At 72.1% G+C, this 18,707-nt stretch carries 16 protein-coding genes; 10 read left to right on the forward strand and 6 right to left on the reverse strand.

The genetic code is table 11. The features are described from left to right. The 4 genes from AC2YHB_RS09830 to AC2YHB_RS09845 all read left to right on the forward strand — a co-directional run bounded on the left by AC2YHB_RS09830 (position 1) and on the right by AC2YHB_RS09845 (position 3,243). Positions 1 to 609 carry a TetR/AcrR family transcriptional regulator gene (locus tag AC2YHB_RS09830; protein WP_179647388.1) on the forward strand — a complete coding sequence of 203 codons (609 nt, stop codon included), beginning with the start codon at positions 1 to 3 and terminating at the stop codon, positions 607 to 609. Between the two features lie 23 nt (positions 610 to 632). Beyond that, positions 633 to 1,196, forward strand: coding sequence for an HhH-GPD-type base excision DNA repair protein (locus tag AC2YHB_RS09835; RefSeq protein WP_179647387.1), 564 nt, complete (start codon positions 633 to 635; stop codon positions 1,194 to 1,196). Positions 1,197 to 1,310: 114 nt separating this feature from the next. Then, positions 1,311 to 2,822, forward strand: a complete 1,512-nt coding sequence (locus AC2YHB_RS09840; protein ID WP_036544589.1) for an RNA polymerase sigma factor — start codon at positions 1,311 to 1,313, stop codon at positions 2,820 to 2,822. A gap of 28 nt (positions 2,823 to 2,850) precedes the next feature. Next, complete coding sequence (locus AC2YHB_RS09845; protein ID WP_179647386.1) at positions 2,851 to 3,243, forward strand: hypothetical protein; 393 nt, start codon at positions 2,851 to 2,853, stop codon at positions 3,241 to 3,243. 12 nt (positions 3,244 to 3,255) lie between these two features. Here AC2YHB_RS09845 and AC2YHB_RS09850 read toward each other — a convergent pair whose 3' ends face one another. Further along, on the reverse strand, positions 3,256 to 3,807 hold the full coding sequence (locus AC2YHB_RS09850) for a thermonuclease family protein (RefSeq protein ID WP_179647385.1): 552 nt from the start codon (positions 3,805 to 3,807) through the stop codon (positions 3,256 to 3,258). A 100-nt stretch (positions 3,808 to 3,907) separates the two neighbouring features. Between AC2YHB_RS09850 and AC2YHB_RS09855 the strand changes: the two genes are divergently transcribed. After that, positions 3,908 to 5,362, forward strand: coding sequence for a hypothetical protein (locus AC2YHB_RS09855; protein ID WP_179647384.1), 1,455 nt, complete (start codon positions 3,908 to 3,910; stop codon positions 5,360 to 5,362). A gap of 57 nt (positions 5,363 to 5,419) precedes the next feature. On the opposite strand, the gene AC2YHB_RS09860 is transcribed toward AC2YHB_RS09855, so the two are convergent. Continuing rightward, positions 5,420 to 5,641, reverse strand: a complete 222-nt coding sequence (locus AC2YHB_RS09860; RefSeq protein WP_036544597.1) for a DUF7455 domain-containing protein — start codon at positions 5,639 to 5,641, stop codon at positions 5,420 to 5,422. A gap of 277 nt (positions 5,642 to 5,918) precedes the next feature. On the opposite strand from AC2YHB_RS09860, the gene AC2YHB_RS09865 reads away from it, so the two are divergent. Together AC2YHB_RS09865 and AC2YHB_RS09870 are read left to right on the forward strand one after the other, a co-directional pair. Beyond that, positions 5,919 to 8,075, forward strand: a complete 2,157-nt coding sequence (locus tag AC2YHB_RS09865; RefSeq protein WP_487353821.1) for a DNA gyrase/topoisomerase IV subunit B — start codon at positions 5,919 to 5,921, stop codon at positions 8,073 to 8,075. A gap of 10 nt (positions 8,076 to 8,085) precedes the next feature. Further along, on the forward strand, positions 8,086 to 8,460 hold the full coding sequence (locus AC2YHB_RS09870) for a hypothetical protein (protein ID WP_036544598.1): 375 nt from the start codon (positions 8,086 to 8,088) through the stop codon (positions 8,458 to 8,460). Positions 8,461 to 8,487: 27 nt separating this feature from the next. Here the strand turns inward: AC2YHB_RS09870 and AC2YHB_RS09875 are convergent, their stop codons facing one another. Genes AC2YHB_RS09875 through AC2YHB_RS09890 form a run of 4 tightly spaced genes read right to left on the reverse strand, consistent with a single transcriptional unit; the run spans position 8,488 to position 14,046 of the window. Then, on the reverse strand, positions 8,488 to 8,982 hold the full coding sequence (locus tag AC2YHB_RS09875; RefSeq protein WP_036544600.1) for a beta-class carbonic anhydrase: 495 nt from the start codon (positions 8,980 to 8,982) through the stop codon (positions 8,488 to 8,490). Positions 8,983 to 8,991: 9 nt separating this feature from the next. Then, a complete protein-coding gene (locus AC2YHB_RS09880; RefSeq protein WP_179647383.1) occupies positions 8,992 to 10,797 on the reverse strand; it encodes an MFS transporter in 1,806 nt (601 codons plus the stop codon). After that, positions 10,794 to 11,513 carry an LppX_LprAFG lipoprotein gene (locus AC2YHB_RS09885; RefSeq protein WP_487353822.1) on the reverse strand — a complete coding sequence of 240 codons (720 nt, stop codon included), beginning with the start codon at positions 11,511 to 11,513 and terminating at the stop codon, positions 10,794 to 10,796. Before AC2YHB_RS09885 ends, AC2YHB_RS09880 begins: the two co-directional genes overlap by 4 nt. Before the next feature lie 4 nt (positions 11,514 to 11,517). Then, positions 11,518 to 14,046 carry a DNA gyrase/topoisomerase IV subunit A gene (locus AC2YHB_RS09890; RefSeq protein ID WP_036544604.1) on the reverse strand — a complete coding sequence of 843 codons (2,529 nt, stop codon included), beginning with the start codon at positions 14,044 to 14,046 and terminating at the stop codon, positions 11,518 to 11,520. Positions 14,047 to 14,137: 91 nt separating this feature from the next. Between AC2YHB_RS09890 and AC2YHB_RS09895 the strand changes: the two genes are divergently transcribed. The 3 genes from AC2YHB_RS09895 to AC2YHB_RS09905 all read left to right on the forward strand — a co-directional run bounded on the left by AC2YHB_RS09895 (position 14,138) and on the right by AC2YHB_RS09905 (position 18,645). After that, positions 14,138 to 16,861, forward strand: coding sequence for a bifunctional acetate--CoA ligase family protein/GNAT family N-acetyltransferase (locus AC2YHB_RS09895; protein WP_242530258.1), 2,724 nt, complete (start codon positions 14,138 to 14,140; stop codon positions 16,859 to 16,861). Positions 16,862 to 16,922: 61 nt separating this feature from the next. After that, a complete protein-coding gene (locus tag AC2YHB_RS09900; protein WP_036544606.1) occupies positions 16,923 to 17,492 on the forward strand; it encodes a DUF5998 family protein in 570 nt (189 codons plus the stop codon). Then, a complete protein-coding gene (locus AC2YHB_RS09905) occupies positions 17,485 to 18,645 on the forward strand; it encodes an alkaline phosphatase family protein (protein ID WP_308645436.1) in 1,161 nt (386 codons plus the stop codon). The genes AC2YHB_RS09900 and AC2YHB_RS09905 overlap by 8 nt, the downstream gene beginning before the upstream one ends. The last annotated feature ends 62 nt before the right edge of the window (positions 18,646 to 18,707 follow it).

Genomic DNA, 18,707 nt, shown 5'->3' on the forward strand with positions numbered 1-18,707 from the left:
GTGGCCGGTCAGCCCCGCCGCCGCCTCGCCCCCGAGGTACGACGTGCGCAGCTCATCTCCGTCGCCGAGGACGTCTTCGTCCGCCTCGGCTACCAGGGCACGGCGGTCGAGGACATCGCCGCGGCGGCCGGGGTGACCCGCACCCTCATCTACAAGTACTTCGCCGACAAGGACGAGATCTACCTCGAGTGCCTCCGCGCGGCTCGCGCCGAGCTCGATGCCGCCGTCGTCACCGCGGCCGGGGGAGCGCAGACCCCCGAGGACCAGCTGCGCGCCGGGTTCGGCGCCTACTTCCTGTTCGTGCGCGACCGCGGCTCGGCGTGGGACGTGCTCTTCGGCGGCGGCGCCGCGATCGCCGGGCGCGTCGCCGAGGCCGCCGGCCGCCACCGCTACGAGACCGCCGAGGTCATCGCCGGCCTCGTCCGCGCGGCCGCCCCGGGCCTCGACGAGGAGTCCGCGTCCGCGTACGCACACGCGATCTCCGGCGCCGGAGAGCAGGCCGCCAAGTGGTGGCGCCACCACCCCGAGGTCACCGCCGAGACGATGGTCGAGCGGATGATGGACGCGCTGTGGACCGGGCTGGAGCGGATCGCGGAGCGGAACGGCTGACGACGCTGCGGCAAGATGGCCCCATGGCCATCCAGATCGCCCAGGACCCCGCCGCCGACAAGGTGCTCGCCGAGAGCCCCTTCGCTCTCCTCGCGGGGATGATGCTGGACCAGCAGTTCCCGATGGAGCGTGCGTTCGCCGGCCCGGCGAAGGTGCTCGAGCGGTTCGGGAGCCTGGAGCCGGCGGCGATCGCGGCGGCCGACCCGGAGAGGTTCTCCGAGCTGTGCCGGACCCCGCCCGCCATCCACCGGTACGGCGGCTCGATGGCCGCTCGCCTGCAGGAGCTCGCCCGGGTCGTCGTCGACGAGTACGACGGCGACGCGTCGCGCATCTGGACCGAGGCGTCCGACGGCAAGGACCTGCTCAAGCGGATCCAGGGCCTGCCCGGCTTCGGCAAGCAGAAGGCACAGATCTTCACGGCCCTCGTGGCGAAGCAGCTCGGCGTCCGGCCGGCGGGCTGGGAGAAGGCCGCGGGCGACTATGCACTCGAGGGCTATCGATCGGTCGCCGACGTCGTTGACCCGGTGTCGCTGCAGAAGGTGCGCGACTACAAGAAGGCGAAGAAGGCAGCCGCCAAGGACGCGTGAACGGTGGGTGAACGCCCCCGAATGTCAGGCCGCTTCGGACCCCGTGGCAGAATGACGAAAGCGGTCTTGACGCCTCCGGGCCTCGCCGCGCCCTAGACCCGCCAGTATCGAGAGGTGTTCGTGTCCTCGAACCGTTCGGTCCCGCCCGCCGTGCTCAGCCACCCGTCCATCGTCGCGCTCATCGAGCGGGGCGCGCCCGCGGGAAGCGTGACCGCCGAGGAGGTACGCCAGGCCTTCGGCGCCGCCGATGTCGCTCCCGCCCACCTGAAGTCGTTGATGGCCCATCTCGCCGGACTCGGGATCTCCGTCGAGCTGGGTGCGCCCGTCGACCAGCGCGCGGTTGCTGCCGCCGCCCGGAAGACGGCCGCTGCCACCGCGACCACCGCCAAGAAGGCCGCACCCCCGGCCGCCAAGAAGGCCGCTGCCGCGCCTGCTGCGAAGAAGGCGGCGCCCGCGCCCGCCAAGAAGGCTGCGGCTGCGAAGAAGGACGCCGACGACGCGCCGGAGGTCGTCGACCTCGGTGAGGTCGAGGTGGCCGCCGTCGGTCCCGACGGCAAGAAGGTCCTCCCCGACATCTCCGACGAGCAGTTCGAGAAGGACGTCGCCGCCGACCCCTCCATCAAGGAGGACGAGGAGGAGGCCAGCGCCACCTCGTCGTTCGTGGTCTCGGCCGCCGACGACACCGACGAGCCGGCGCAGCAGGTCATGGTCGCCGGTGCGACCGCCGACCCGGTCAAGGACTACCTGAAGCAGATCGGCAAGGTCCCGCTCCTCAACGCCGAGATGGAGGTCGAGCTCGCCAAGCGGATCGAGGCCGGCCTGTTCTCGGAGGAGAAGCTCGGCAAGGGCGGCAAGATCACCCCGAAGCTCCAGGAGGAGCTCGAGTGGATCGCCGAGGACGGCCGCCGCGCCAAGAACCACCTGCTCGAGGCCAACCTGCGCCTCGTCGTCTCGCTCGCCAAGCGCTACACCGGTCGCGGCATGCTCTTCCTGGACCTCATCCAGGAGGGCAACCTCGGCCTGATCCGTGCGGTCGAGAAGTTCGACTACACCAAGGGCTACAAGTTCTCGACCTACGCGACGTGGTGGATCCGTCAGGCCATCACCCGCGCCATGGCCGACCAGGCCCGCACCATCCGCATCCCGGTGCACATGGTCGAGGTCATCAACAAGCTGGCCCGCGTCCAGCGGCAGATGCTGCAGGACCTCGGGCGAGAGCCCACCCCGGAGGAGCTCGCCAAGGAGCTCGACATGACGCCCGAGAAGGTCGTCGAGGTCCAGAAGTACGGCCGGGAGCCGATCTCGCTGCACACCCCGCTCGGCGAGGACGGCGACTCGGAGTTCGGTGACCTCATCGAGGACTCCGAGGCGATCGTGCCGGCCGACGCGGTCAGCTTCACGCTCCTCCAGGAGCAGCTGCACGCCGTCCTCGACACGCTCTCCGAGCGCGAGGCCGGCGTGGTGTCGATGCGCTTCGGCCTCACCGACGGCCAGCCCAAGACCCTCGACGAGATCGGCAAGGTCTACGGCGTGACCCGCGAGCGGATCCGCCAGATCGAGTCGAAGACCATGTCGAAGCTGCGGCACCCGTCGCGCTCGCAGGTCCTGCGCGACTACCTGGACTGACGGCTCCGGCTCCAGGACGGGTACGACGGTGTCGGTCATCCGCTCCGTGCTCGGCGCGCTCCTCGGTGGGCGCGCCGACGCGGCCCGGCGCGACCTGGCCGAGGCGATCGGTGACGAGCAGGTGCTGCTCGGACCCGCATCGGCCAGCTACCGCGGGTCGATCGGCGCCCACCCGCGGGTCAAGGGCAACGGCACGCTCGCGTTGACCCCGACCCGGCTGCTGTTCCGCATGGTCGTGGGAGGCCCGGTCGACGTCGACCTCGCCACCGTGACCGCAGTGAGCACGGCCAAGGCGTTCGGTGGCTCGTTCGTCGGGGGCCAGACCCACCTCGTGGTGCACACGGCAGCGGGTGACCTCGCCTGGTACGTGGCCGAGCACGAGCGGTGGCGGGCCGCGATAGAGGCTTCGGCCGCCCACTGAGGGCGCGGCCGGTCAGCACCAGCGCCAGATCCCCACGTCGCGACGCTGCGCCGAGGCCTCGACGCGCTGGTACGCCGCCCGTCGCGCGAACGGCCCGTCGCCGTACACGTAGACCTCGGCGAGCCCGCGCCCGAGCTGGGTGCGGCCGACGTCGAGCCCGTCGGCGGCGCGGTGCACGTAGCGCAACAGGCGGCGGTAGCGGTCGACGTCCACCTGGGCGGGATCGCGGTACAGGCGGACCCGGGTGCCGACCGGCAGCAGGCGGTGCATCGAGCGCGAGCCGGCCGCGCCGCCGCACTCGTGCGCGCCGAACAGGACCTCGTGCGTGTCGATGCCGAGCACGCGCACGTGGCGCACCCGGCCGGTGCGGAGGCGGACCACGACGGTGTCGCCGTCCTCGACCCGGGTGACGGTGGCGTCGTACCGGACGGCGCGGTGGGGCGTCGCGGGTGCGACCACGGGGACGCCGGGCGGCGGCGGAGCGGGCTCGTGCGCCTCGACGGCGACGAGCCCGACGGTGAGGACGGCGACCACGACAGCGAGGCAGGACAACACCCGGATCACCCCTCCATCGGACCCCGCCCGGTGCCCGGGACGGCCGACACCGTGTGGCCGACACGTGCACAGCCCGTGAACTCGGAGTCCACGGCCGTAGGCTCCCCGCATGCGCCGCCTCGGGTCCGCCGCCACCGCCCTGCTGTCCGTCCTCGCGCTCGCAGCGGGCTGCTCGCTCGCGAGGGAGGACGACGACCGTCCCGAGGTCGGGGAGTCGCCGGTGGGCGGGGCGCAGGAGGACGAGCCGACCGGGGCGGTGGAGGGCGAGCTCCGGCTGGCCCACGCCGCGGAGCCCCAGCTGTTCCGCGCCGGCGGCGGCCTGGCCCTGCTGGCGGTGCAGACGAGCGACGAGGGGGTCACCGGGCCGGTCGTCACGGCGTCGTACGACGACGGTCGCTGGTCGGCGCCGGAGCCGCTCTCGACGCTCGGGGCCCAGGCGTCGCCGCCGCACGCCGCGCTCAACGACGACGGGGCGGGCGCCGCCGTGTGGACCGAGCAGGAGGCGGGCGACGACGGGCTCGAGGCGTCGCCGCCGGTGGTCGCACGGGTGCGCGGGGCCGACGGCGCCTGGTCGCGGCGCGAGGTGCTGGACGGCTTCGCCTACGTGGAGGACGTCCAGGTGAACGCCCGTGGTGACGTCGCGGTCTACGGCTACCCCGACGACGGGCCGCGCCGGGTCGCGCTGCACCCGGCCGGCGGCAGGTGGTCCTACTCAGACCTCGAGTGGTACGACGCCGTCAGCATCGCCCTCGACGAGGACGGCGGCGTCCACGCCGCCCTGACCGGCACCGAGCGCGGTGGCGGGGGAGCCGTGCGCACGCAGTACCTCCCGCCCGGAGGGGAGTGGACCGCTCCCGAGCCGGTCGAGACCGACCCCGCCGCGACAGAGGCGGCCCGGATCGTGGTGCTGCCGGGCGGCGGCGAGGTGCTCGTGGTCGGCACGATCTCCCCGAACTGGCAGTCCACCCTCGACACGCAGCTCTACTGGGCCACGGCGCTCCAGGTCCTGGCCCGCGACAGCCGGGACGTGCCGTTCGAGGAGACCTGGGAGAAGGACGGTGCCACCCGTGCGCAGGCCACGGTGCACGGCAACTCCGTCGAGATCGCCTGGCTCCAGGAGGCCGACGGGAAGGAGGCCGACGGCGCCGAGGGCCCGGTGACCGTGCCGACGAAGGAGGTCCTCACCGTCGCCGTCCCGGGCGAGCCGGAGGAGGAGCTGGCCGAGGCGCCGGTCGAGCACACCGCCGACGACGTGCGCGGCACGATGGAGTTCGCCACGGGCAGCGGGTGCCGGGAGGCCCGCGCCGTCGTGTGGCGCCCGGTCGGCGTCGAGGACGCCCCGGGCGAGCTCAACGCGCAGGTGACGACGGGTGGGTCCTCGTCGGGGGCGGCCTGGAGCACGACGGGGGACCCGGTGGTGTACGGCCTCCAGGGCGCCCTGGCCTGCGCAGGCGGCGACGAGGCGTGGGTCGCGCGGGTCGACGACGCGCAGCAGGCGGGCAGCGCCGACCAGGAGACCCTGCGGCTGACCGACGCCACGGTCGTGGTGGCACCGCTCGGCTGACCCGAAAAACAACCGTGGCCCCGGGTGCTCCCGGGGCCACGGTGCAGCAGGTGGACGTCAGTCGGCGGCCGGCACCGGCTTGTCGTTCAGCTTGTGGGTCTCGTCGTGCACGTTGGCCGCGATCGCGCGCAGCTTGTCACCGTGCTCGCGCGCGTGGTGCGCGCAGAAGAGAAGCTCTCCGCCCGTGGTCAGCTCGACACGGAGGTAGGCCTGGGCGCCACAACGGTCGCAGCGGTCCTCCGCCGTCAGCGGGGCGCTGGGAGCAACAGCAGTCGTCATCTCGGGCCTCTCTTTCGCCTGGCTACAACACCCTCATCGGGTGACGTGTGGATCAACGTAGCGACCGGGGCAAAGATTCCCGACCGGATGTGGTCCATTGCACGTTCCTGATGAGTTCATCCCACCACGTGGTTCTCGTAGGATTCCTGATTTTCCAGTACCCGAAACAAGGTTGTGACCCTCCGATCGGCCAGCGTTACCTGATCCGGTCCGGCTCCCTTGCCGTGGCGAACATCGTCCTCCCGGCCGGCACCGTGTGCCTGCACCGGTCTCCGGCGTGTCGCGGGTAGATTCGGACCCTGCAGCACGCAGCCGTACGCGCGTCGTACACCGCACGACAGCACCACCGAAGGAGCCGGTCATCGCCGACAACACCTACAACGCAGCCCACCTCCTGGTCCTCGAGGGCCTCGACGCCGTGCGGAAGCGTCCGGGGATGTACATCGGCTCCACCGACACCCGGGGGCTGATGCACTGCCTCTGGGAGATCATCGACAACGGCGTCGACGAGGCCCTCGGCGGCTTCGCCCACCGGGTCGAGGTCACCCTCCACGCCGACGGCTCGGTCGAGGTGCACGACGACGGGCGGGGCATCCCGACCGACAAGGAGCCCAAGACGGGGCTCACCGGCGTCGAGGTCGTGGCGACGAAGCTGCACGCCGGCGGCAAGTTCGGTGGCGGCTCCTATGTCGCCACCGGTGGCCTCCACGGCGTCGGCCTGTCCGTGGTCAACGCGCTGTCGAGCCGGATGGACATCGACGTCGACCGCTCGCCGGCCAGCCAGGGCATGAGCTTCCAGCGGGGCGTCCCCGGCACCTTCGCCGGCGAGGGCCCCGACGCGCCGTTCACCCCGGCCTCGGGCCTCTCCCGCAAGGGCGGCCGGGTCGCCAAGGGGAGGTCGGGCACCCGGATCCGGTTCTGGCCCGACCGCCAGATCTTCACCAAGGACGCCGGCTTCGTCCTCGACGGCCTGATCGGCCGCGCCCGCCAGACCTCGTTCATCGTCCCGGGCCTCGAGCTGGTGATCCGCGACCAGCGCTCCGCCGACTCCGCGGAGTGGCTCGAGGAGAAGTTCCGCCACGACGGCGGGATCGGCGAGTTCTGCGACTTCCTCGCCACCGGCGAGCCGGTCACCGAGGTCCTGCGCCTGCAGGGCAGCGACACCTTCACCGAGACCGTGCCGCTGCTCGACGACAAGGGACACATGACCCCGCAGGACGTCGAGCGTGAGCTCACCGTCGACGTGGCGGTCCGCTGGGGCACGGGCTACGACACCGAGCTGCGCTCGTTCGTCAACGTGATCGCGACCCCCAAGGGCGGCACCCACGTCTCCGGCTTCGAGAACGCCCTCACCAAGACCTTCAACGAGTCGATGCGCGCGGCGAAGGCGCTCAAGGTCAACGACGACGACGTGATCAAGGACGACATCCTCGAGGGGATGACCGCCATCGTCACGGTCCGCCTCGCCGAGCCGCAGTTCGAGGGCCAGACCAAGGAGATCCTCGGTACGCCGGCCGCCCGCACCGTCGTGCGCAAGGTGGTGGCGAAGGAGCTCAAGGACTTCCTGACCTCCACGAAGCGGGCGGAGAAGGCGCAGGCCAAGCTCCTGATGGAGAAGGTCGTCTCGGCGTCCAAGACCCGGATCGCGGCCCGCCAGCACAAGGAGACCCAGCGTCGCAAGAACGCCCTGGAGTCCTCGTCCCTGCCGGCCAAGCTCGCCGACTGCCGGGCCTCCGACAACGAGCGCACGGAGCTCTTCATCGTCGAGGGTGACTCCGCGCTCGGCACGGCCAAGCTGGCCCGCAACGCGGAGTTCCAGGCGCTGCTGCCGATCCGGGGCAAGATCCTCAACGTCCAGAAGGCGTCGGTCGGCGACATGCTGAAGAACGCCGAGTGCGCCTCGATCATCCAGGTCGTCGGTGCCGGCTCGGGGCGCACCTTCGACCTCGAGGCCCGCCGCTACGGCCGGATCATCTTCATGGCCGACGCCGACTCCGACGGGGCCCACATCCGGACCCTGCTGGCGACCCTCTTCTTCAAGTACATGCCCGACCTGATCATGGACGGCCGGGTCTACTCCGCCGTCCCGCCCCTGCACCGGATCGAGATCTCGAACCCGAAGAAGGGCCAGGACAAGTACGTCTACACCTACTCCGACGACGAGCTGCAGCGGAAGCTCGCGGAGCTGAAGAAGAAGAACGTCAAGTGGAAGGACCCGGTGCAGCGCTACAAGGGCCTCGGCGAGATGGACGCGGACCAGCTGGCCGAGACGACGATGGACCCCCGTCGTCGTACCCTCCGCCGGCTGACGGTCGACGACGCCAACCTCTCCGCCGAGGTCTTCGAGCTGCTGATGGGCAGTGACGTCGCGCCGCGCAAGGAGTTCATCGTCCAGGGCGCCTACGAGGTCGACATGGAAGCCCTCGACGCGTGATGCTGCTCAGGTGGTGAGCGAGAGCCGGGCAGCGGTCGTCAAGCTGCTCAAGGCACGGGGGGCGAAGGCCCGGCGGGGGCACCTGCGGATCGCCGTCGGCGACCTCTTCTGGTACGTCGACCCGCGGGCCGACGGCGTGGGCCGCAACGCCTACCTGGTGCTCGAGGTCGGCTGCTGGACGCCGGCGGCGGCGCCCGAGCCGGACGGGGGAGCGGTCGACTGCCCGCTGCTCGTCGACGTGCCCCTCGAGGACCTCATCGCGGACACGACGAGGCTGCTCGACCTGATCACCTCGATCGGCGACCTGGCGACGCTGGGCGCGCGCCTCGACGAGCTCCCCGGCGCGCTGGTCGACCAGTCCCTGCGGGACCTGCTCGGCGCCTGAGGAGCGCCTCCTCGACCGCCGGGGCGGTCAGACCTCCTGGGTCAGCAGGCCCGTGTCGACGTCGTAGATGAAGCCGCCGACCTTGACGGTGTCGGGGATCAACGGGTGCGAGCGCACCTTGCGGACGTCCTCGGCGAGGGCGGCCTTCTGGTCCGGGATGACGTGGAAGGCGTGCCAGGTGACGTCCTGGCCGACCGCGGCGCCGATCTTCTCGTGGATGTCGGCCTCGGAGTTGGCCGCCATGGCGCACCGGGTGTGCGGGATCACGAGGATCCGGTCGACGTTGAGCAGGTGCGAGCCGAGCACGAGCGCCTCGAGGGCCGCCTCGGTGACGCGGCCACCCGGGTTGCGGAAGATCTTCGCGTCGCCGTAGTCGAGGCCGAGCATGCGCAGCGGGTCGATGCGGGAGTCCATGCAGGTCACGATCGCCACACCGGCGTGCGCCTTGCCGTCGAACCCGCCCTGGTCGAAGGTCGCCGCGTAGTCCTGGTTGGCCTTCAGGAGGTCATCGAAATCGCCCATGGCTCCAGATTATCCAGCGACGCGCAGCGCCTCGACGGTGTCCACACCTCGGGTGCGTGCCCGGGCGAAGACGACCAGCGCCAGGACGCCTGCGGCGAAGGCCGCGAAGGCCGCGCCGACGAAGACGGCGTGCTCCTGCACGATGCCGAGCTCGAGGATGCTGAGGCCGGGGTCCGCCTCCTGGGCGGCGTAGAGCCGGCGCAGGCCGATCGTGGTCAGCGCCGAGATACCGACGAGCATCCCGACCATGCGCGCGACCACGACGAGGGCGCTGGCGAGGCCGTGGGCGTCGTCGTCGGTGGTGGCGAGGATGGCGGCGTTGACGGGAGCGAGCGCGAGGCCGAACCCGAAGCCACCGACCACCAGCGGCAGGTTGCTCGCGAAGCCCGCGAGGCTGGTGTCGTCCCACTGCGCCATCGCCAGGAACGAGCCGCCGGCGGCGGCCATCCCGATCGCCGTGAGTACGCCGGCCGGGACCCGTCGCAGCAGCCAGCCACCCACGATCGCGCCGACCGGGAGCGCGGCCAGGAAGCGGAGCAGGACCAGCGCGGCGCCGAGCTGCGAGTCGCGCTCGGTGGTCGTGCGGGCGAACAGCGGGATGTCGACGAGCGCCGCGATCAGCGCCCAGCCGACGAGGAAGCTGACGACCAGCGAGCCCCACGCCGGCGTCGCGCGCAGCGCGCCCCGGGGGACGATCGGGTCGGCCGCCCGGCGCAGGTGGAGCAGCAGCAGTACCAGCGCGAGCGCCGAGCCGGCCAGGAACCACGGCCCCTGGGGCGAGAAGACGGCGACCTCCGGGTCGGCCGTCGCGAACGCGAGCACGATGCCGCCGAGCACGGCGGCCAGGAGCGTCGCGCCCAGCAGGTCGGCCGCGACGAGGTGGCCGAACCACCCGCGCAGGTCCACGAGGGCACGGGGCACGAACCAGCACCACAGCGCGAGCACGGTGAAGGCGCCGATGGTGGCGACCCCGATCGGCGTGACCCAGCGGCTGCCGCCGTCGACGTACGGGATGAAGAGCTGGCCCCAGGTGAGGTCGCGCTGGAGGTCGGGCGGCTGGAGGAAGGTGATCAGGCCGGTGCCGACGGTGGCGGCGAGGAGGAGCAGGGCGATGCCGCGGGCCAGGAGGGTGCGCGGGTTGCGGGGGGCTCGTGGCGCCACCACCGGAGGCTCTCCTGCGATGGGTTGGCCGATGGCCTCCTCGACCACCGAGGCGCTCCGCGCCCGGGCGAGGGCGGAGACGGCCACCAGGAGGACGGCGCCGCCGGCGAGGTTGATCGCGAAGATCCCCCGCCAGGTGGTGAACGACAGCACGAGCGCACCGAAGAGCGGGCCCAGGACGCTGCCGAACTCCTGGACCGCCGAGACCAGGCCGAGCGGGAGGCCGCGGCGCTCCACGGGGTACAGCGCCGCGACGAGCGACATCGTCGCCGGGACCAGCCCGCCGCCGCCGACGCCCTGCAGGAATCGGCCGGCGACCATGCTCGGCAGGTCGTAGGAGATCGCGGTGACGAACGAGCCGATGGCGAACAGCACCAGCGACATCGCCAGGACCGGCACCTGGCCGCGCAGGTCGGCGATCCGGCCGATGAGGGGCAGCATCGCGACATAGCCGAGCAGGAAGCCGGAGACGATCGGGGCGGCCCGCTGGAGCTCGTCGACGGGGATGCCGACGCCGGCCATCATGTCCGGCAGGGCCAGGACGACGACATAGGTGTCGACGGCCGCGAAGGCGACCGCGACCGCGCAGAGCGCCAGCAGGAGGCGGTCCCGTCCCGCCGGCCGTGCGTCCAGAGGATCCTCCAGTGCGGTCATTCCGGTGCGGAGATGTCCTTGGTGACGTCGTACTCGGTGACGTCGATCGAGTACGTGACCTCCTCGGCGTCCGGGAAGAAGACACCGGTCAGCCGCGCGGTGCGGAGGTAGCCGTCGTCGTCGAGGCGGTAGGTCGCCTCGAAGGAGTCGCCCTCGGCGCACGGCAGGATCTTGCGGATCGCGTCACCGGTGGCCGTGCCGGAGTAGGTGTGGAAGACCTGCTTGTTGTCCTTGCCGCCGCGCTCGGACTCGCCGGCCTTCACGTCCTTGCTGGACGTCAGCACGTTGGAGACGCCCGAGTCGGGCGAGAGCAGCGTGGCGGGGTCGGGCGCGCAGAGGTCGTCGGGCTGGAAGCGGTCGCTCCAGCCGCCGAGCAGCGCGTGGTTGATCCACAGCGTGCCGCCGACCGAGATGACCGGGACGTCGGTGACCGCGAAGCCCGAGACCGAGCCGCTGACCTGGCCCTCGAACGCCGGCGGGTCGGCGACGATCGTGCCGCTGGCGGCCGAGAGGTAGTCGACGCCCGGGTCGTCGCCGGTCGAGATCGAGACCTCGATCCCGCTGGTGCCGTCGAGCAGCTCCTTGGCCTTTGCGCCCGCGTCGCTCCACGGGTCGGCGTCGCCGCCGCCCCCGTCGTCGCCGGAGCAGGCGGTCAGTCCGCCGGCGGCGAGGAGTCCGGTGAGCAGGCCGGCGGCGACACGGGTCGAGGTCGTCATGAGGTCACCCTGACACATCGGTGGAGGGCGCCCCGGGCGAGGGCGCGAGCGCCGGCGCGTCCGCCGCGAGGGTGGCCGTCAGCGGGCCGGCCGCCGCGATGATCGGCTGGCTGCCCGGTACGCCGCTGCCGTCGCGACGCCCACCGGCCTCGGGCAGGTCGACCGGGGCACCGCTGGCCGCGGCCGCCCGGGCCGGCGCCGGGCCGGCCCACGCGAAGACCAGGGTGTCCTCGCCCTTGAGGAAGCGGTGGCAGCGCACCCCGCCGGTCGCCCGCCCCTTGGCGGGGTACTCCCAGAAGTCGGTCACCTTGACCGAGCCGGGCTCGGTGCCGGGCAGGGCCGTCGAGGACCCGGACGCGGTGACCAGCACGACGCCGCCGGGGGCGTTGAGGTCGAGCACGCCGAACCACACGACCCGCTCGCCGTCGGCGACCCGGACGCCGGCCATGCCGCCGCCGGAGCGGCCCTGCGGGCGGACGCCGTCGGCGCCGTAGTGCAGCAGCTGCGCGTCGGAGGTGACGAAGCAGAGCTCCTCGGTGCCGGTGGTGAGCTGGACGGCGCCGACGACCTCGTCGCCGTCCTTGAGGGAGATGACCTCCCACTCGTCCTTGCCGATCACCTCGGGGTTGACCCGCTTGACGACACCCTGCTTCGTGCCGAGGGCCAGGCCGGGACCGTCGGTGGTGAGGGTGGTCAGCGCCAGCGCGCGCTCGCCGGAGGCCAGGTCGAGGACCTCGCTGAGCGGCAGCCCGCCCTGCAGGTTGGGCTCGTTGGCCGAGGGCGGGATCGCGGGCAGGTCGAGGACGGCGAGGCGGACCAGGCGGCCGGCCGAGGTGAGCACGCCGATGTCGGCGCGGGCCGTCGTACGCACGGCGGAGACGACGACGTCGTGGTTGGCCCGGCCGCCGCCGGAGCCGAGCTCGTCGGCGCCGCTGGTGCGCGCGAGCAGACCGGAGGAGGAGAGCAGCGCGAAGCAGGGGTCGTCGGCGACCTCGAGCGGGGTGGTCGCCGCCGCGACGGCGGTGGTGCCGGCGGACTCGAGCAGGACGGTGCGGCGCGGGGTGCCGTAGGTCTTCGCGACCTCGCCGAGCTCGGTGGAGACGACCTTCTTGAGCAGGCCCTCGTCGGCGAGGATCGCGTCGAGCTCCTCGATCTCCTTGCGCAGCGTCTCCTGCTCCTTCTCCAGCTCGAGGCGGGAGAAGCGGGTCAGCCGGCGCAGCTGCATCTCGAGGATGTACTCGGCCTGGAGCTCGGAGAGGTCGAAGACACTCATCAGCCGCTCCTTCGCGGCCGCCGAGTTGTCGCTGGTGCGGATGACCTGGATGACCTCGTCGATGTCGAGCAGCGCGAGCAGGAGGCCGTCGACGAGGTGGAGGCGGTCGGCCTTCTTGTTGCGGCGGAACTGCGAGCGGCGGCGTACGACGTCGTAGCGGTGCTCGAGGAAGACCTCGAGCATCTCCTTCAGGCCCAGGGTGCGCGGCTGGCCGTCGACGAGCGCGACGTTGTTGATGCCGAAGGAGTCCTCCATCGGGGTGAGCTTGTAGAGCTGCTCGAGGAGGGCCTCGGGGACGAAGCCGTTCTTGATCTCGATGACCAGGCGCAGGCCGTTCTCGCGGTCGGTGAGGTCCTTCATGTCCGCGATGCCCTGGATCTTCTTGGTCTGGACCAGGGTCTTGATCCGCTCCATGACCTTCTCGGTGCCGATGCCGTAGGGCAGCTCGGTCACCACGATGCCCTTGCGGCGCCCGATCGTCTCGATCCGGGCGGTCGCCCGCATCTTGAAGATGCCGCGGCCCGACTCGTAGGCGTCGCGGATGCCGTCGAGGCCGACGATCTTGCCGCCCGTCGGCAGGTCCGGGCCCGGGATGAAGCGCATCAGGCCGTCGACGTCGGTCCTCGGGTGCTGGATGAGGTGGCGCAGCGCCTGCACGACCTCGACCAGGTTGTGCGGGGCCATGTTGGTGGCCATGCCGACCGCGATGCCGGTCGTGCCGTTGACCACGAGGTTGGGGATCGCCGACGGGAGCACCGTCGGCTCGTACTCGCGGCTGTCGTAGTTGGGCTTGAAGTCGACGGTGTCCTCTTCGATGGACTCCGTCATGGCCACGGCGGCCGGAGCCATCCGGGCCTCGGTGTAACGCATGGCGGCCGGCGGGTCCTCGCCACCGGGGGAGCCGAAGTTGCCGTGCCCGTCGACCATCGGCAGGCGCAGCGACCACGACTGGGCGGTGCGGACGAGCGCGTCGTAGATCGCACCGTCGCCGTGCGGGTGCAGCCGGCCCATGACCTCACCGACGATGCGGGCGCACTTGGAGTGGCCGCGGTCGGGCAGCAGGCGCATGTCGTTCATCGTGTAGAGGATCCGGCGCTGGACCGGCTTCAACCCGTCGCGGGCGTCGGGCAGCGCGCGGGAGTAGATGACCGAGTAGGCGTACTCCAGGAAGGACGACTGCATCTCGTCGCGGATGTCGGTGTCGAGGATGTGCTCCTCGAAGTCCTCCGGGAGGGGTTCCTGCTTCGTACGCCGTGCCATGCGTCCCATTCTCCCGGTCGGCACCGGCCATCGGTGACCGGGCACGCCGGGGGAGTCCCGGGAGTAGGAGGGGACCGATAGATTTCTCCCTGTGACCGCCGGTGATGCGACCCCGACCGAGGAGATCGTGGCGCCTCCCGCGCACTGGGAGGGCGACGTCCTGCTGCGCGACGGCCGAACCGCGCACATCCGTCCGATCCGTCCCGAGGACGACGAGCTGCTCGTCGAGTTCTACGCGCGGGTCTCCGACGAGTCGAAGTACTACCGCTTCTTCTCGCCCATGCCGGTGCTCTCCGAGCGCGACGTGCGGCGCTTCACCCACGTCGACAACGTCGACCGGGTCGCCCTCATCCTGATCCTGCAGGAGAAGATGATCGCCGTCGGCCGGTACGACGTCGTGGGCGACAACGAGGCCGAGGTCGCCTTCCTCGTGGAGGACGGCCACCAGGGCCGCGGCATCGCCCAGCTCCTGCTCGAGCACCTGGCCCAGGCCGGGCGCGAGCGGGGCGTGGAGCGGTTCACCGCCGAGGTGCTCCCCGACAACAGCCGGATGATCCAGACCTTCCGCGACGCCGGCTACCGGGTCGCGAGCGGCTACCACGACGGCGTGATCACGCTGGAGTTCCCGATCGACCCGACCGACACGGCGATCGGGGTGATGCGCGACCGCGAGCACGCCGCCGAGGCGGCGTCGATCGACCGCTTCTTCCGCCCCAAGTCGGTCGCGATCATCGGTGCCAGCCGCCGCCAGGACACGATCGGCCAGGTGCTCGTGCGCAACCTGGTGATGGCCGACTTCACCGGACGCGTCTATGTCGTCAACCCGAGCGCGCCCGCGGTGTCGGGGCTGCCGGCGTACAAGAACGTCAACGACATCCCCGACGACGTCGACGTCGCGATCGTCGCCGTCCCCGCCGACGCGGTGACCGACGTCGTGCTCGACTGTGCCAACAAGGGCGTGCACGGCCTCGTCGTCATCTCCTCGGGCTTCGCCGAGACCGGCGAGGAGGGCCGGCGCCGCCAGCGGCACCTCGCCGGCCTGTGCCGTTCCTACGGCCTGCGCCTGATCGGGCCCAACTGCCTCGGCGTCATCAACACCGACCCGAGCGTGCAGGTCAACGCCTCGCTGTCCTCGGTCATGCCCAACCGCGGTCGCGCCGGCTTCTTCTGCCAGTCCGGCGCGCTCGGCTCCGCGATCCTCGAGAAGGTCAAGAACCGCGGCCTCGGCATCTCGACCTTCGTCAGCGCCGGCAACCGCGCCGACGTGTCCGGCAACGACCTCCTGCAGTACTGGGAGGAGGACGACGCGACCGAGGTCGTCATGATGTACCTCGAGTCGATCGGCAACCCGCGCAAGTTCTCCCGGATCGCCCGCCGGGTCTCGCACCGCAAGCCGATCGTCGCGGTCCGCTCGGGCCGTACGACGCAGGGCGTGCCGATGGGCCACACGGTCCGCCGGATCGGCGCTCCCCAGGCAGCTGTCGACGCCATGTTCCGCCAGGCCGGCGTCATCCAGGTCGACACCCTCGACGACATGTTCGACGTCGCCCAGCTGCTCGCGCACCAGCCGCTCCCGCGCGGGCGCCGGGTCGCCATCGTCGGCAACTCCGACGCGCTCGGCCTGCTGGCCGCCGACGCCGCCTCCGCCGTCGGGCTGGTCGTCAACCGGTCCGTCGCCCTCGGCGCCGACGCGACCGCCGAGGACTTCGAGGACGCGCTCGACGACGCCATCGACGACCCCGACGTCGACTCGGTGATCGCGGTCTACATCCCGCCGCTCGACGTGTCCGGCGAGGAGGTCGCCAACGTCCTGGCGGCGGTCGGCGAGCAGTCGGACAAGCCGCTGGTCTCCTCCTTCCTCGGGGCCGAGGGCATCCCCGAACTGCTGCGGGTCCCCGACGTCGCGGGCTCGGCGGCCGGGCGCGGCTCCGTGCCGTCGTACCCGGCGGTGGAGGCGGCGGTGCGGGCGCTCGCGCGTGTCGTCGAGTACGCCGTGTGGCTCCACGCCCCCGACGGCCCCGTCGCCGACGCGGGCGAGGTCGACGACCGGGCCGCGCGGCGCCTGGTCGACCAGATCCTCGCCGACCCCGAGGTGATCGCCGCCGACCGCGAGGTCGAGCTCGACCAGGACCAGGTGGCGCAGCTGCTGGCGGCGTACGGCATCGAGCTGTGGCCGACCCTGCGCGTCGCCGACCTCGACGAGGCGGTCGCGGCGGGGGAGTCGCTCGGCTGGAATGTCGTGCTCAAGTCGACCCTGCCCTCTGTGCGCGAGCGGCCCGACCAGGTGCACGTGTGGCGCAACATCGACGACGTCGCGGAGATGCGGGAGGCCTGGTCCGACCTCAGCCGGCTCGTCGACCCGGCGACCGGGCGGTTCGTCGTCCAGCGCAACGCCCCGACGGGTGTCCCGATCGCGGTGCGCTCCTTCGAGGACCCGCTGTTCGGGCCGGTCGTGTCGTTCGGCATCTCCGGGCCCGTGATCGAGCTGCTCGGCGACTGGTCCTACCGGATCCCGCCGCTCGGCGAGCACGAGGTCGCGGCGATGGTGCGCGAGGTGAAGAGCGCCCCGCTGCTGTTCGGCTACCGCGGTGCGGAGGCGGTCGACGTCGCGGCGATCGAGGACCTGATCACCCGCGTCGCCGAGCTCCAGAACGACCTGCCGCAGGTCAGCTCGCTCGAGCTGTCGCTGGTGCTGGCCGGTGTCGACGGGGCCCGGGTGCTCACCGCGTCGGCACGCGTCGCCGCGGTCAAGGACCCGCGCCCGGACTCGCTGGTGCGCCGGATGCCGGACCTCATCACCACGATTCCCGACTGACTCCGGGCCGAGTCGCCGACTGGCGCAGCCCGCCGCGGGACGGCGTGACAGGATGCCGCCCATGACCGTCCGCGACCGGAGCGCCGAGCTGAGCACTGCGATCAACCGCACCGGCTACTACCCGGAGGTGGTGGCCGACGCCGTCGCCGATGCCTGCGGCGGCGAGTCCGTGGTGTCCTTCTACGTGCACCACGAGCCGACCTTCGAGCGTGACGAGGTGCGCCGGCACCAGACCGTGATCGTGCTGACCCCGACCCGGCTGATCCTCGCCCACACCGACGAGCACGCGGGCGACGACCTCCTCCCGGAGCCCTACACGTCGACCTCGACGGAGGCGGTCAGCCTGAGCGCGGTCGCGTCCGTCGTCGTGACCCGGATGACGACCAACCCGACCGCGGGCCCGCGGCCGCCGGCCGAGGCCGTGCTGACCATCGGCTGGGGCGCCGTCAGCCGGCTCGACCTCGAGCCCGCCGCGTGCGACGACCCGCAGTGCGAGGCCGACCACGGCTACACCGGCACCATGTCGTCCGACGACTTCTCCTTGCGCGTCTCGGCCGCCGCCGACGGCGCCGACGCCGTCGGTGGGCTGCTGTCCTTCGCCGCCTCCCTGTCCGCGCTGACCCGTGGCTGACCCACTCGCTCCCGGCGCCCCGGTGCAGGACGGCTTCTGCGAGCCCGCCTACGGCGTCCGCTCGCTGGGCGACCTCGTCCCGGCGGCCGCGCACGCGCTCGGCAGCCCGCTCGGCCCCGCCCCGTCGGGCCTGCTGCTGCCGGGTGCGGCGTCGTATGTCATCTTCCTCATCGACGGGCTCGGCGCGCGCCTGCTCGAGCGGCACGCCCACGTGGCGCCGTACCTCTCCTCCCTGCTGGCCGGCTCGAGCCCCGCGACCGCGGGCGTGCCGTCGACGACCTCGACCTCGCTCACCTCGCTCGGCACCGGCCTGACGCCCGGTGCCCACGGCCTGGTGGGCTTCACGACCCGGATCCCCGGCACCGACGAGCTGCTCAACGCGCTGATCTGGGACCACGACATCGAGCCGACCCAGTGGCAGCCGCACACCACCGCGTTCTCGTCGCTCCAGGCGGCTGGCGTGCGGGTCACGGTCGTCAACAAGCGGGAGTTCGACGGCAGCGGCCTGACGGTCGCGGCGCACCGCGGTGCCGACTACGTCGGCGTCGACCGGGTCGGGGAGCGGATCGCCGCCGTCGTCGCGGCGTCCCGGCCGGACCCGCGCCAGCCCGCGCTGACCTATGTGTACGACGGCGACCTCGACTGGACCGGTCACCGCTGGGGCGTGGCGTCGAGCCAGTGGCTGCAGCAGCTCGCGATGATCGACCACGAGGCCGAGCAGCTGCGCGAGGCCCTGCCCGCCGACCGCCGGCTCGTCGTCGTGGCCGACCACGGCATGGTCGACGTGCCCGACGGCTCGCGGATCGACGTGTCCTCCGACGACGAGCTCCGCTCGGGTGTGGCGATCGTGGGCGGCGAGGCGCGCTTCCGCCACCTCTACTGCACCGGCGGCGCCGTGCCCGATGTCGTGGCGACCTGGCGCGAGCGGATCGGCGACCGCGCCGAGGTGCTCACCCGCGCCGAGGCGATCGGCCGCGGCTGGTTCGGGGTCGTCGACCCGTCGGTGCTGCCGCGGATCGGCGACGTCATCGTCGCCTGCCGCGGCGACTTCGCCGTGCTGTCGACCGACGGCTTTCCCTACGAGACCAGGCTGATCGGCATGCACGGCTCGCTGACGCCCGACGAGATGCTGATCCCGGTCCTGCTGGACTGAGCCACCGGCCACCGAACCTTTTCGGCCGCCCGCGTCGTCTGGGTGGGTGAGTGGGGCCGCTG

It is taken from the genome of Nocardioides sp. SRI_004 (assembly GCF_057586415.1).

Bases quoted from the DNA above. Each gene is read 5' to 3' on its own strand.
- AC2YHB_RS09835 (WP_179647387.1), top strand. From the start codon at position 633: ATGGCCATCCAGATCGCCCAGGACCCCGCCGCCGACAAGGTGCTCGCC.
- AC2YHB_RS09855 (WP_179647384.1), top strand. From the start codon at position 3,908: ATGCGCCGCCTCGGGTCCGCCGCCACCGCCCTGCTGTCCGTCCTCGCG.
- AC2YHB_RS09860 (WP_036544597.1), bottom strand. From the start codon at position 5,641: ATGACGACTGCTGTTGCTCCCAGCGCCCCGCTGACGGCGGAGGACCGC.
- AC2YHB_RS09875 (WP_036544600.1), bottom strand. From the start codon at position 8,982: ATGGGCGATTTCGATGACCTCCTGAAGGCCAACCAGGACTACGCGGCG.
- AC2YHB_RS09880 (WP_179647383.1), bottom strand. From the start codon at position 10,797: ATGACCGCACTGGAGGATCCTCTGGACGCACGGCCGGCGGGACGGGAC.
- AC2YHB_RS09885 (WP_487353822.1), bottom strand. From the start codon at position 11,513: ATGACGACCTCGACCCGTGTCGCCGCCGGCCTGCTCACCGGACTCCTC.
- AC2YHB_RS09890 (WP_036544604.1), bottom strand. From the start codon at position 14,046: ATGGCACGGCGTACGAAGCAGGAACCCCTCCCGGAGGACTTCGAGGAG.
- AC2YHB_RS09900 (WP_036544606.1), top strand. From the start codon at position 16,923: ATGACCGTCCGCGACCGGAGCGCCGAGCTGAGCACTGCGATCAACCGC.